We start from the raw sequence: 13,750 nt of genomic DNA on the forward strand, positions 1-13,750 counted from the left end.
CGTGTTCGAGCTGACGCAGTGTGCGGTGGCAGTACAGAGGAAGGGAGCAGGAGTGACTGTGTCACCGGATTCACAACCCGCTCCGGGGTCTCGGCCGGCGAATCCGCCGCACACCGACGTGTCCGACGTGGCGTCCGCTGTCGGTGCAACGATCGAGTGGGGACACCTCGACGGAGTGCAGGTCACCGGAATCGATCTGCGAGCGCAGTCCGTTCGCCCCGGCGATCTCTTCGCCGCGCTACCCGGATCCGCTCGGCACGGAGCCGAGTTCACCGCCGACGCGATCGAGCGGGGTGCGGTGGCGGTCTTCACGGACCCGTCCGGTGCCGACATCGTCCGCCGCGTCCTCGCCACCGCCGATCGCCAGGTTCCTGTCCTCGTGCACGACCGACCACGCCAGGTGCTCGGAACGGTGTCCGCCCTCGTCTACGGCAATCCGTCGTCGAAGATGACGGTCGTCGGAATCACCGGCACGTCGGGCAAGACGACGACCGCGTACCTCGTGGAGGCCGGCCTGACAACCGCCGGCCGCCGCTGCGGACTGATCGGGACGATCGAGACCCGGGTAGTGGGCCGGCACGTGCCGAGCGCTCTGACCACACCCGAGGCTCCGCAGTTGCACGCGCTGTTCGCCGTCATGGTCGAGGCCGGAGTCGACACCGTGGTGATGGAAGTGTCTTCCCATGCGTTGTCCCTCGGACGAGTCGACGGCACCGACTTCGCGGTCGGCGCGTTCACCAATCTGTCCCAGGATCATCTCGACTTCCACGATTCGCTCGAGGACTACTTTCTGGCCAAGAGCCGGCTGTTCGGGGTCGATTCCCCGGTACGGGCAGACACAGCGGTCGTGTGCGTCGACGATGCCTGGGGCGTGCGGATGGCCGATATCGCCCTGTCGGCCGGATCCACGGTCGTCACGGTGTCCACCGGTGCCGACTCGCAGTGGACCGTCTCCGAGTGGGCCAAGCACGACGACGGTACGCAGTCGTTCACCGTCGCCGATCCGAACGGGACGTCGTTGCCGGTGTCGGTGCGTCTGCCGGGTCGCTACAACGTCGCCAACGCCGTGCTCGCGCTCGCGACCTGCGAAGCGACAGGCGTGGATGCCGCGACGGCCGCACCGGGAATCGCCACCGTCGACGTGCCCGGTCGAGTGCAACGAATCGATCGTGGCCAGGACTTCCTCGCGGTGGTCGATTACGCCCACAAGCCCGCTGCCGTCGAAGCGGTACTGGCGACTCTGCGAGAGTCGTCCCGTGGACGTATCGCCGTCGTGTTGGGTGCAGGCGGGGATCGGGACACCGCCAAGCGCCCCCTGATGGGTGCGGCCGGAGCACGCGGTGCCGATCTCCTCGTGGTGACCGACGACAACCCGCGCAGTGAGGATCCGGCAGCGATACGGCAGGCCGTCGAAGACGGTGCACTGTCGGTGCCCGACGAGGCTCGCGGCGAAGTACGAAATGTGGAAGGCCGCGCAGCGGCGATAGAACAAGCCGTGGCGTGGGCACGTGAGGGGGACGTTGTGTTGATCGCAGGTAAAGGACACGAGACGGGCCAGGAGGTGGCGGGGGTGAAGTATCCGTTCGACGACCGAGTGGTACTCGCGTCGGCCATCGACGCGCGCCTGGTCCCCACGAGCGCAGGCGCACGGTGATACCGCTCTCGATCGCTCGCATCGCCGACATCGTCGGCGGCGAAATGCACGACGTGGCGGACCCGTCGGTGTCGGTGACCGGACCGGTGGAGTTCGACTCACGCAAGGTCACACCCGGCAGTGTCTTTCTCGCCCTGCCCGGTGCCAAGGTGGACGGCCACGAGCACGCGGCCGACGCCGTGGCCGCCGGCGCTGCGGTCGTTCTCGCGGCGCGTCCGGTGGGTGTCCCGGCTGTCGTCGTTCGGCCGGTGCCGCATTCGAGCCGTGCGATGGCACTCGAACACGACCCGGAGGGCGCCGGTGCTGCGGTGCTGACCGCTCTCGGGGCGTTGGCCCGGGAATCGGTGCTCGAACTGACGGCGCGCCACGATCTGACCGTTGTGGGGGTGACGGGGTCGTCGGGCAAGACGTCGACGAAGGATCTGATCTCGGCGGTGCTGCGTCCGCTCGGGTCCGTCGTGGCCCCACCCGGATCGTTCAACAACGAACTCGGGCATCCGTGGACTGCTCTGCGGGCCGACGCCGATACCGACTTCCTCGCCCTCGAGCTGTCCGCCCGGGGGATCGGCCACATCGCCGAACTCGCCAGGCTTGCGCCGCCCCGGATCGGGGTGGTTCTCAACGTCGGAACCGCGCACCTCGGCGAGTTCGGTTCACGTGCCGCCATCGCGTTGGCCAAGGGCGAATTGGTCGAGGCACTGCCCGCTGCCGCGGACGGCGGCGTGGCGATCCTCAACATCGACGATCGGCTCGTCGCCGAGATGGCGACACGCACGAAGGCATCCGTCGTCACCGTGGGACTGAACGCGGACGCCGACGTCCGGGCAGTCGACGTCGTGGTCGATACCGATGCGCGGGCATCGTTCACGCTCGTGTGTGCGGCGGGCACGGCGCACATCACGCTGGCGGTGCACGGTGAACATCAGGTGGGCAACGCCCTGGCTGCCGCGGCCGTCGCGCTCGAGTGCGGGGCCGGCGTGGCCCAGGTCGCCGAAGCCCTCTCGACCGCGGTACCCACCTCCATCCGCCGGATGGACGTACGCACCCGCGCGGACGGCGTCACCGTCATCAACGACTCGTACAACGCGAATCCCGATTCGATGCGGGCCGCCCTCAAGGCGCTGGTGTCCATGTCGCGGCGAGACGACGGCCCCAAGCGGCGCAGTTGGGCGGTATTGGGGGAGATGGGCGAGCTCGGCGGCGAAGCGGTGGTCGAGCACGATGCGATCGGTCGGCTCGCCGTGCGCCTCGACGTCGATCGGCTGATCATCGTCGATTCGGGTCGGCCCACGCGTGCGCTGCATCAGGGTGCCGTCATGGAAGGTTCCTGGGGCGAGGAATCGATGCTCGTACCCGACCGCGAGACCGCCATCGCCGTGCTCGAGGACGAGGTTCGGGCCGGCGACATCGTGCTGGTCAAGGCCTCGCAGTCGGGCGCGATGTGGACGGTAGCCGACGCCCTGTTGGCCGGTTCTGCCGTCGACGCCGTGACGTCCGATTCCCCGGAGGGCGAGCAGTGAGACAGATCCTGTTCGCCGGAGGGATCGCACTTGCAGTCGCAATTCTGCTGACTCCGGTGCTCATCAAGACCTTCTCGAAACAGGGCTTCGGCCAGGAGATCCGGGTCGAGGGCCCGGCGAGCCATCAGTCCAAGCGCGGTACTCCCACCATGGGCGGCGTGGCGATTCTGGTCGGGATCTGGGCCGGTTACTGGGGCTCGCACCTGATCGGCATCGGATACGACGCCGAGGGGCCGTCGGCCTCGGCTCTACTCGTACTCGGCCTGACCACCGTGCTCGGCCTCGTCGGCTTTCTCGACGACTTCATCAAGATTCGTAAACAGCGCAACCTGGGTCTGAACGCCACCGGCAAGTACGTCGGCCAGATCACCGCGGCGGTGTTGTTCGCCATCCTGGTCCTGCAGTTTCGCAGCGACGACGGATTGACCCCGGGCAGCACTCAACTGTCGTATGTGCGCGACATCGCAACGTGGTCGATGTCGGCTGCTGTCTTCGTGTTCTTCGTCTGTCTGCTCGTGATCGCGTGGTCCAACTCGGTCAATCTCACCGACGGCCTCGACGGCCTGGCGGCGGGGTCGATGACGTTGGTCCTCGGGGCGTACACCGTCATCACCTTCTGGCAGTACCGGCAGGCGTGCGCAGGGCCGGCCGGTCCTGCGCCGGGCTGCTACGACGTTCGCGACCCTCTCGACCTGGCCCTGGTCTGCGCCTCGGCGGCCGGTGCCTGCATCGGTTTCCTCTGGTGGAACGCTGCGCCCGCCAAGATCTTCATGGGCGATACCGGATCCCTCGCTCTGGGCGGCCTGATCGCAGGGCTGTCCGTGGTCACCAAGACCGAACTGATCATGGTGGTCATCGGCGCGTTGTTCGTCGCCGAAGCAGCGTCGGTCGTCATCCAGGTCGCCGTGTTCCGGTCCAGTCGGCGACGCGTGTTCCGAATGGCCCCGTTCCATCACCACTTCGAGTTGGCCGGTTGGGCCGAGACGACGGTCATCATCAGGTTCTGGTTGCTCGCCGCGATCGCGTCGGCCGTCGGCTTGGCCCTGTTCTACAGCGAATACCTCGCGGCTGTGGGCGGTTAGGCGATGACCGAAGCCTCGACCGATCTGTCCTGGTTGCGCGGTAGTTCGGTGCTGGTCACCGGTGCGCGCATCTCCGGGCTGGCCGTCGTACGCCCACTGCTGGACCTCGGCGCACTTGTGACCGTCACCGACTCGAACCGAGCTGCGCTCGACGAGGCGTCGGCGCTCGGTGCGGCCGTGGTGCTCCAGGACGATCTGCTCGACGATTCGGACGCGACCGCGGCTTTTGCGCTCGTCGTCACCAGTCCCGGGTTCCGGCCGGACTCTCCGGTGCTGGCTGCGGCCGCCGACCACGACGTCCCCGTGTGGGGCGACGTGGAGTTCTCGTGGCATCTCGACCGCGCCGAGGTGTACGGCCCGCGAGCTCGCTGGCTGGTGGTCACCGGCACGAACGGTAAGACGACCACCACCTCGATGCTCGCGTCGATCCTCGACGCTGCCGGAATCGACTCCGTCGCCTGCGGAAACATCGGCCTCCCCATCGCCGACGCGTTGCGCGGTACCCCGCATCCCCGTGTTCTCGCGGTCGAGCTGTCGTCCTTCCAGTTGTTCTGGGCACCGTCGGTTCGTCCCGCGGCGGGGGTGGTGCTCAACATCGCCGAGGATCATCTGGACTGGCACGGGGGCATGGACGGTTACGTCCAGGCCAAGGCGCGCGCGTTGAGCGGCGACGTCGGGGTCCTCGGACTCGACGACGCGGTGGCTGCCGGTCTGCGAGCGGGGGCACCGGCAGCGACCGTCGTCGGTTTCCGGCTGGGTGATCCCGCCGCGGGCGAGCTGGGAGTGCGGGCGGGAATGCTCGTCGACCGTGCGTTCGGGGATGACGTCGAGCTGCTCCGCGCCGACGAGGTGGAACCGAGTGGCCCGTCCGGTGTGCTCGACGCGTTGGCCGCCGCTGCGTTGGCGCGGTCGATCGGTGTCGACGCCGAGGCCGTCCGAAACGGATTGCGGACGTACCGGGTGGGACCACATCGGGCCGCAGTGGTCCGTGAACTCGGTGGGGTGACGTTCGTCGACGATTCCAAGGCGACGAACCCGCATGCGGCGCGTTCGTCGATCCTCGCGCACGATCGGGTCGTGTGGATCGCGGGAGGGTTGCTGAAGGGTGCGGTGATCGACGATCTGGTCGTCGAGATCGCCGATCGGCTCGTGGCTGCGGTGGTGTTGGGCCGCGATGGGATGCAGATCGCAGAGGCTTTGGCGCGACACGCCCCCGATGTTCCGGTCGTCAGGCTCCCTTCGGGAGACGATGCTGGTGTGACTCATGAGGCTGAAGATGCAGATGCGGTGATGCGAGCGGCCGTCGGCCACGCTGCAGGGTTCGCCACGGCCGGCGATACCGTCCTGCTGGCCCCTGCGGCTGCGTCGTTGGACATGTTCGTCGATTACGGTCATCGCGGCCGAAGCTTCGCCGAGTCCGTCGAGCGCCTCGACGTCGTCGCCCTCGGATCGCCGCGATCGTGACCACCGCAGCTCGCCCGGCGCGTCCACCTCGTCGCACCACCGCGCCGCGTACCCGAATCGGACTGTGGTTCGGTCGGCCGCTGGCGTCGTTCCACCTCGTCGTCACGATCGCGGTGCTGCTCACCGTGCTCGGACTGGTGATGGTGCTGTCGGCGTCGTCGGCCGAATCGTTCGCAGCCGACGAGTCCGGATACGCGCTGTTCACGCAACAGCTGATCGGTGTCGCACTGGGTGTGGTCGCGTTCTACGTGGCGCTTCGGCTGCCGGTGCGATACCTGCGCAAATTGTCGTTCCCGCTCTTCCTGGTCTCGATCACGATGTTGATGCTGGTGTTGATCCCCGGTATCGGTGCCGAGCGTCAGGGCGCACGTCGATGGTTCGACTTCGGTGTCGTCTCGTTCCAGCCGTCCGAGCTGGCCAAGGTCGCGTTGGTTCTGTGGGGAGCGCATCTGCTGGCCTCCCGTCGCAGCGAGCACGGCAACATCAAGTCTCTGCTGGTGCCGTTGCTGCCTGCGGGCCTACTCATGTGTCTGCTCGTCGTGCTCCAGCCCAACCTCAGTACCGCGATCGCCTTGGGCATCATTCTCGTCGCACTGCTGTGGTTCGCCGGCCTCAATGCTCGGCTTTTCGGAGCAGTGCTGGTGACCGGTTTGGCTCTGGCGACCGTGCTCGCGTTCACCGCCGGCTACCGCTCGAACCGCGTCAAGGCCTGGCTCAACCCGGGGGAGGACACCCAGGGTCTGTCGTATCAGTCCACCCAGGCCAAGTACTCCTTGGCCGACGGCGGGCTGTTCGGTCGTGGACTGGGACAGAGTCGCGCGAAGTGGAGCTATCTCCCCAACGCGCACAACGACTTCATCTTCGCGATCATCGGCGAGGAGCTCGGCATGATCGGCTGCCTCGCCGTCATCGGTTTGTTCGGTCTCTTCGTCTACACCGGCCTACGCATCGCAATGCGGTCGGTCGATCCGTTCCTGCGTATGTTGACTGCCAGCGCAACGTGCTGGGTGTTCGGTCAGGCCATGATCAACATCGGTTACGTGGTCGGGCTGCTGCCGGTGACCGGTCTGCAGCTGCCGCTGGTGTCCTACGGCGGTACGTCCACGGCCATCACACTGTTGATGTTCGGGATCATCGCCAGTGCGGCCCGACACGAACCGGAAGCCATCGCCGCACTGCACGCCGGGCAGGAGGGTCGAATCGCCCGAGCGCTCAGACTGCCGCTGCCTGCCGTGTTCTCACCGAAGCGGGCCGCGATGGCACGCTCCAAGTCCACCCGCCCCACGTTGGCGGCGCAGGATCGCACACGTCTCGAGTCCCGCAAGAACAAGGACGGCCGCGGGTCACGGTCACCCGAGCCCGGACGTACCCGGGTGTCGAGTTCACGGGTGGACACGGCCACCCCCAACGGGTCGGCCAGGAACGCACCCCGCGGCCACGCGCGCCGTGCCGAGCCCCAACGCCGGGACACCGGCAGCGGGTACGCCGCCGGACCCCGGGCGCCGTATCGACCGCGTCCGGAACCGCAACCCGGTCGTCCGCCGGTCCGCTCGGGTGAGCGAGGATACCGACGGTGAAGCAGACATCCAGGCCGATATCCGTGGTGGTGGCCGGAGGCGGAACCGCCGGACACATCGAGCCCGCGCTCGCCGTGGCCGACGCCCTACGCGAGCTCGACCCCACCGTCACCGTCACCGCTCTCGGCAGCAGCCGGGGACTCGAAACGACACTGGTACCCGCCCGCGGCTACGCGCTCGAACTGATACCGCCCGTGCCGCTGCCGCGCAAGCCCACCCTCGACCTGGTGAAGTTACCGGTTCGGGTCGCACGGTCGGTGCGTCGAACCCGGGAGATCTTCGCCGCCGTCGAGGCCGATGTGCTGGTCGGATTCGGCGGCTACGTAGCGCTGCCTGCGTATCTCGCCGCCCGCGGTCGACTTCTCGGTCGCGGCGGCCGTATTCCGGTGATCATTCACGAGGCCAATGCCCGCGCCGGCATCGCGAACAAGGTCGGTGCACGCAGCGCCGAACGTGTCCTTGCCGCCGTCGCCGGATCGGGTATCTCTGCACCGGGGTCCCAGGATGCAGAAGTGATCGGGATTCCGGTGCGGCCCACCATCACCGGTCTCGATCGCGCGGCGATGCGGTCGCAGGCTCGCGCCCATTTCGGTCTGCCCGAACACGGATCGGTACTGCTGGTGTTCGGCGGTTCTCAGGGCGCGCGTTCGCTCAACGACGCAGTGTCCGGTGCCTCGGCGGCCCTTGCCGCCGCCGGCATCTCGGTTCTGCACGCACACGGTCCCAAGAACACACTCGACGTCGAGCAGAGCAATCCTGAAGCTCCGTACGTCGCAGTGCCCTACATCGACCGGATGGACCTGGCCTACGCGGCGGCCGACCTCGCGATCTGCCGGTCCGGTGCCATGACGGTCGCCGAAGTCTCCGCGACCGGGCTGCCTGCCGTGTACGTACCTCTACCGCACGGCAACGGTGAGCAGGAGCTCAACGCCCGTCCCGTCGTCGACGCCGGAGGTGGCATCCTGGTAGCCGACGCGTCGCTGAGCGCGCAGTACGTGACCGACACGGTCGTTGCTCTGGTGGCCGGCACCGAGCGTATCGCCGCGATGTCTCGTGCCGCGGCAGGTGCAGGTCACAAGGGTGCTGCGGCGGCCGTCGCGCAGATCGTGCTCGATACCGCGCACGCGGCGCGGCGCTGAACCGGGCGGCGAGAATGCCACAGAACGAGGGAGACGTCCGCGTGACAACTGAGGGTGCGGCGATGTCGGAGTTGCCGACGGAGCTCGAACGAGTGCACATGGTGGGAATCGGCGGTGCCGGGATGTCCGGGATCGCACGCATTCTGCTGGCGCGCGGAGGCCAGGTGTCCGGATCGGATGCCAAGGAATCGCGCGGGGTATTGGCGCTGCGAGCCCGCGGTGCGCTGGTGCGAATCGGGCACGATGCAAGTGCACTGGACATGATCGACGGCGGCCCCACCGTGGTCGTGACGACCCACGCGGCCATACCCAAGACCAACCCCGAGCTCGTCGAGGCTCGCGATCGCGGAATTCCGGTGGTGTTGCGGCCCGCCGTGCTCGCGTCGTTGATGGAGGGGTATCGCACCCTGCTGGTGTCGGGCACGCACGGAAAGACGTCGACCACGTCGATGTTGGTCGTCGCGCTGCAGCACTGCGGCTTCGATCCGTCGTTCGCGGTCGGCGGTGAGCTCAACGAGGCCGGAACCAACGCGCATCACGGCAGCGGCGACGTCTTCGTCGCCGAGGCGGACGAGAGTGACGGTTCGCTGTTGCAGTACTCGGCGAACGTGATCATCGTGACGAACATCGAGGCCGATCACCTCGATTTCTTCGGCACGACCGAGGCCTACGTGAAGGTGTTCGACGATTTCGCCGCGCTGCTGCACCCGGGCGGTGTGCTGGTGGCATGTATGGACGATCCGGGATCGGCAGCTCTGGCCCGCCGCGTGGTCGAGAAGAATCTCCCCGGAGTGACGGTGCTCGGCTACGGGTCGTCCGACGTCGACGCAGGACCGGTCGAGATGGCCGTTCGTCTGTTGGCCTGGGAGCCCGAGGACATCGGTGGCGTCGCGCAACTGCAGATCGCCGGTGAGGATTCGGCCCGCACGGTTCGGCTGGGAGTACCGGGACGACACACCGCCCTCAACGCCCTGGCGGCGTTCGTGGCTGCCCGCCAGGTGGGTGCGGGGGTAGAGGAGTTACTGGCCGGGCTGACCGGATTCGGGGGAGTGCACCGGCGGTTCCAGTTCACCGGACGCGAGCACGGAGTCCGAGTGTTCGACGACTACGCCCATCACCCCACCGAGGTGCGGGCCGTGCTGACCGCTGCGCAGGCGTTGGTCGCGGGTCAAGCACTTCCGGGCGAGCGGGGGCGGGTCGTGGTGGTGTTCCAACCGCATCTGTACTCACGTACTGCGACGTTCGCCGAGGAGTTCGGTACGGCACTGTCGCTGGCCGACGAGATCGTGGTCCTGGACGTCTACGGCGCTCGCGAGGAACCTCTGCCCGGTGTGACCGGGGCTCTGGTCGCAGCGTCGGTGACCAAACCGGTGAACTATCAACCGGATCTGTCGTCGGTCGCCAAGCAGGTGGCCAATCTCAGCCGTCCCGGCGACGTGGTGATCACGATGGGTGCGGGCGACGTGACCATGCTCGGCGGACCCATTCTCGACGCCCTTCGTTCCAAAACCGATTTCGGTGCCACGACCGGCCGCGCGGTACCGAAGGATCGGCCGGCGACGTGACTCGTCGGTCCGATCGAGACCGCACTTCCAGATCGGAACCCGTTGCTGAGCAGGGTGATTCGACGTCGTCGGTCACAGACAGACAAGCTCGCGCGCAGGCCAGGGAAGAAGAGCGTGCTCGCGTGAAACGGTCACGCCGACGCGCAGTGCTTGCCGTCGTGGCGGTTGTCGCAGTGATTGTCGGATCGGCAGCACTGGTCTACTTCACGCCGCTGCTCTCGGTTCGGACGATTTCGGTCGTGGGAGCCTCGTCGGTGTCCGAACAGGAGATCCTCGACCGACTCGAGGTGCCGACCGGCCTACCCCTGGTTCGGGTCGACGCGGCGGCCGCGGCCCAGCGTGTTGCGTCGATACCGGAGTTGGCTTCGGTTCGGGTGCAACGGAAATACCCGTCCACCGTGCAGGTCACCGTCGAGGAACGTGTGCCGGTGGCGTTCGTCGATTCTCCCGACGGCACTCACTTGCTCGATGCGACCGGCGTCGACTTCGCGGTCGCTCCGCCTCCGCCCGGTGTGGTCCGATTGGTGACAGACAACCCTGTGTTCGGTGATCCAGTGACGAAAGATGCACTGGCTGTGCTCGATTCGCTGCCGCCGCTGATTCGAGGTCAGGTCGGCGAAGTGCGAGCGAGCACGCTGTCCGACATCTCGATCCTGCTGTTGGACGGGCGTACCGTCGTGTGGGGGAACAAGGACAACTCCGAGCGCAAGGGAGCGGTGGCAATCGCGCTGCTGTCGCAACCGGGCCAGATTTTCGACGTGTCGAGCCCCGATCTTCCGACCACGAAATAGCGTCGACGCGAAAGGCTCATAATTTCGGCGCGGCATCGGCGCGCCTAATGGCGATCGTGGCCGGCGGTGAATAGCGTTCCGATCAGTCGAGTACTTGACATAACTCTAAGCCTGTGGTTTAGGTTGAGGGTTTTCCACAATTTTCGAGCAACAATCCACGGAAGGCGAGAGCCCATGACGCCCCCGCACAACTACCTCGCCGTAATCAAGGTCGTCGGCATCGGCGGCGGCGGCGTGAACGCGGTCAACCGGATGATCGAACAGGGACTCAAGGGAGTCGAGTTCATCGCGGTCAACACCGACGCTCAGGCCTTGCTGATGAGTGACGCCGACGTCAAGCTCGACGTCGGCCGCGAGCTGACTCGTGGACTCGGTGCCGGTGCCGACCCCGAGGTGGGTCGCCGCGCAGCGGACGACCACAAGGACGAGATCGAAGAGGTCCTCAAGGGTGCCGACATGGTCTTCGTCACCGCAGGTGAGGGCGGCGGAACCGGCACCGGCGGCGCTCCCGTCGTCGCCAACATCGCGCGCAAGCTCGGCGCACTGACCGTCGGCGTCGTGACGCGTCCGTTCTCCTTCGAGGGCAAGCGCCGTGGTGGCCAGGCCGACACCGGCATCCAGCAGCTGCGTGAATCCTGCGACACGCTCATCGTCATCCCCAACGACCGTCTGCTTCAGCTCGGCGACGCGGCCGTCAGCCTCATGGATGCGTTCCGCAGTGCCGACGAGGTCCTGCTCAACGGCGTTCAGGGCATCACCGATCTGATCACCACCCCCGGGCTGATCAACGTCGACTTCGCCGACGTCAAGGGCGTCATGTCCGGCGCAGGCAGTGCGTTGATGGGCATCGGTTCCTCCCGCGGCGAAGGCCGGGCGATCAAGGCCGCGGAATCCGCGATCAACTCGCCGCTGCTCGAAGCGTCCATGGAAGGTGCCCGAGGAGTGCTGCTCTCCATCGCGGGTGGCTCGGATCTCGGCCTGTTCGAGATCAACGAGGCCGCCTCGCTGGTCCAGGAAGCTGCGCACATCGACGCCAACATCATCTTCGGAACCGTGATCGACGACTCTCTCGGCGACGAGGTTCGTGTCACCGTCATCGCGGCCGGGTTCGACGGGGGAACGCCGACGCGTCGTCCGGTCGAGGCAGCGGCATCCACCCGTGGCCCGATCGGATCGGCGCGCTCGGGCGAGGTCTCCTCGCGTTCCAACGACAGCTCCGAAGGCGCTGTGTTCCGCGACCCGGTCGGCGCACCCAGCGGATCGAGCCTGCCGCCGCTCAACTCGTCCAGTTCGTCGAACCGCGAATCGTCCAGCCGCGAGTCCGCAGCCGGTCACGGCCGGGATTCCGGCGGTCAGGGCCGCGAGTCGGTCGGATCCGGACGCCGCGTACCCGTCGCCGAGGACGACGGCGAAGACGAGGTCGACGTACCGTCCTTCATGCGGCGGTGAGTGACTCCTTTCGGGTCAGGCGGGTGTCGACAACGCGAGCCGGCGGCGTCTCGGCCCCTCCGTTCGACACCTTCAATCTGGGTGATCACGTAGGCGACGACCCGGCCGCAGTCGATGCCAACCGTCGACGCCTCGGTGACCGGTTGGGTATGGGCATCGAACGCATGGTGTTCATGGAGCAGGTCCACGGCCGCACCGTCACGGTGGTGGACGGGCCGGTGTCCGAGCCCGTTCCCATGACCGATGCGTTGGTGACGACGCAGCGCGATCTCGCGCTCGTGGTGTTGACGGCCGACTGTGTTCCGGTGTTGCTGTCCGACGAAGAGGCGGGCGTGATCGCCGCGGTACACGCCGGCCGCGTCGGTGCCCGCATCGGCATCATTCCTCGAGTACTTGCGTCGATGGTCGAGCTGGGTGCGGTCCCGGAGAGGATCGGGGCCTTCCTCGGCCCGGCGGCCAGTGGGCGTCAGTACGAGGTGCCGGCGCACATGCGTGCAGACGTCGACGAGCACTTGCCCGGGAGCGCGACGACGACGGTTCGGAACACTCCCGGTCTCGACATCCCCGCAGGTGTGCGCGCGCAGCTGATCGCCGCAGGACTGCACGGCGTGGCTCAGGATCCCCGGTGCACCATCGAGGACCGGACCCTGTTCAGTCATCGCCGGGAAGGGTCGACCGGCCGTATCGCGAGCGTCGTGTGGATGGATTCCGCATCCGCAGACGAGGTTACCGACTCCGGCGAGGGGAGGATGTCGTGAGCGAGCCCAGCGACCGCGCTGCCGAAATCGCCGCCGCGTTGGCGTCGGTACGCGAACGACTGGCGCGAGCATGTGCGGACGCAGGTCGAGAAGACTCGACCGTGACTCTGCTGCCGGTGACGAAGTTCTTCCCCGCGTCCGACGTTCGGATCCTGTACGAGCTGGGCTGCCGTGAGTTCGGTGAGTCCAGAGAACAGGATGCGTCGCCCAAAGTGGCCGAGACCGTCGAGGACTTCCGCAGTGATCCGCCGCGGTGGCACATGATCGGGCATCTCCAGCGAAACAAGGCGAAGTCCATCGCTGCGTGGGCGCATTCCATTCACTCGGTGGACAGCGCTCGATTGGTCACCGCGCTGTCCAAGGCCACGAAGACAGCACTCGACGACGGTGCTCGGGCGACGCCCCTCGACGTCCTCGTGCAGGTCAGTCTCGACGGCGATGTCCACCGCGGCGGAGTCGAACGCGGGGACCTGTACGAATTGGCCGACGCGGTGTCGACCGCACCCGGCTTGCGTCTGGCGGGACTGATGGCCGTACCTCCGTTGGATGCCGATGCGGACGCTGCGTTCGGTGATCTCGAAGTGCTGCATCAGCAACTTCTGCGTGATCATCCCGATGCCCGCGAGTTGTCGGCCGGCATGACGGGGGACCTGGAAGCTGCTGTGCGACACGGATCGACGTGCGTGCGTGTCGGTACCGCAATACTCGGTGCGCGGCCGATAGCCTCCCAATAACAGTCCACGGATCACAT

The 13,750-nt window shown here is 67.1% G+C and carries 11 protein-coding genes; all 11 read left to right on the top strand.

What is annotated here, in order from left to right:
- Positions 1-52: 52 nt before the first annotated feature.
- Entirely contained in the window at positions 53-1,654 is a 1,602-nt protein-coding gene (locus tag QM588_RS06510; RefSeq protein WP_283312246.1) for a UDP-N-acetylmuramoyl-L-alanyl-D-glutamate--2,6-diaminopimelate ligase, read from the top strand.
- Positions 1,651-3,174: a UDP-N-acetylmuramoyl-tripeptide--D-alanyl-D-alanine ligase gene (locus QM588_RS06515; RefSeq protein WP_283312247.1), complete on the top strand. Its 1,524-nt coding sequence runs from the start codon at positions 1,651-1,653 to the stop codon at positions 3,172-3,174. The genes QM588_RS06510 and QM588_RS06515 overlap by 4 nt, the downstream gene beginning before the upstream one ends.
- On the top strand, positions 3,171-4,256 hold the full coding sequence (gene mraY, locus QM588_RS06520) for a phospho-N-acetylmuramoyl-pentapeptide-transferase (RefSeq protein WP_032374350.1): 1,086 nt from the start codon (positions 3,171-3,173) through the stop codon (positions 4,254-4,256). The genes QM588_RS06515 and mraY overlap by 4 nt, the downstream gene beginning before the upstream one ends.
- 3 nt (positions 4,257-4,259) lie before the next feature.
- A complete protein-coding gene (gene murD / locus QM588_RS06525) occupies positions 4,260-5,720 on the top strand; it encodes a UDP-N-acetylmuramoyl-L-alanine--D-glutamate ligase (protein WP_283312248.1) in 1,461 nt (486 codons plus the stop codon).
- Positions 5,717-7,297, top strand: coding sequence for a putative lipid II flippase FtsW (gene ftsW, locus QM588_RS06530; RefSeq protein WP_283312249.1), 1,581 nt, complete (start codon positions 5,717-5,719; stop codon positions 7,295-7,297). Before murD ends, ftsW begins: the two co-directional genes overlap by 4 nt.
- Positions 7,294-8,436, top strand: coding sequence for an undecaprenyldiphospho-muramoylpentapeptide beta-N-acetylglucosaminyltransferase (gene murG, locus QM588_RS06535; protein WP_283312250.1), 1,143 nt, complete (start codon positions 7,294-7,296; stop codon positions 8,434-8,436). The genes ftsW and murG overlap by 4 nt, the downstream gene beginning before the upstream one ends.
- A 62-nt stretch (positions 8,437-8,498) precedes the next feature.
- Positions 8,499-10,001: a UDP-N-acetylmuramate--L-alanine ligase gene (murC, locus tag QM588_RS06540; protein WP_283312370.1), complete on the top strand. Its 1,503-nt coding sequence runs from the start codon at positions 8,499-8,501 to the stop codon at positions 9,999-10,001.
- Positions 10,002-10,123: 122 nt separating this feature from the next.
- Positions 10,124-10,792, top strand: a complete 669-nt coding sequence (locus QM588_RS06545; protein WP_283312251.1) for a cell division protein FtsQ/DivIB — start codon at positions 10,124-10,126, stop codon at positions 10,790-10,792.
- 174 nt (positions 10,793-10,966) lie between these two features.
- Positions 10,967-12,241 carry a cell division protein FtsZ gene (gene ftsZ, locus QM588_RS06550; protein ID WP_027497341.1) on the top strand — a complete coding sequence of 425 codons (1,275 nt, stop codon included), beginning with the start codon at positions 10,967-10,969 and terminating at the stop codon, positions 12,239-12,241.
- On the top strand, positions 12,238-12,999 hold the full coding sequence (gene pgeF, locus QM588_RS06555; protein ID WP_283312252.1) for a peptidoglycan editing factor PgeF: 762 nt from the start codon (positions 12,238-12,240) through the stop codon (positions 12,997-12,999). Before ftsZ ends, pgeF begins: the two co-directional genes overlap by 4 nt.
- Positions 12,996-13,733 (top strand): YggS family pyridoxal phosphate-dependent enzyme, encoded by a 738-nt coding sequence (locus QM588_RS06560; protein WP_283312253.1) that lies wholly within the window; start codon positions 12,996-12,998, stop codon positions 13,731-13,733. The genes pgeF and QM588_RS06560 overlap by 4 nt, the downstream gene beginning before the upstream one ends.
- Positions 13,734-13,750: the final 17 nt, after the last annotated feature.

It is taken from the genome of Rhodococcus sp. IEGM 1354 (assembly GCF_030056855.1).
Taxonomy (GTDB): Bacteria; Actinomycetota; Actinomycetes; order Mycobacteriales; family Mycobacteriaceae; genus Rhodococcoides.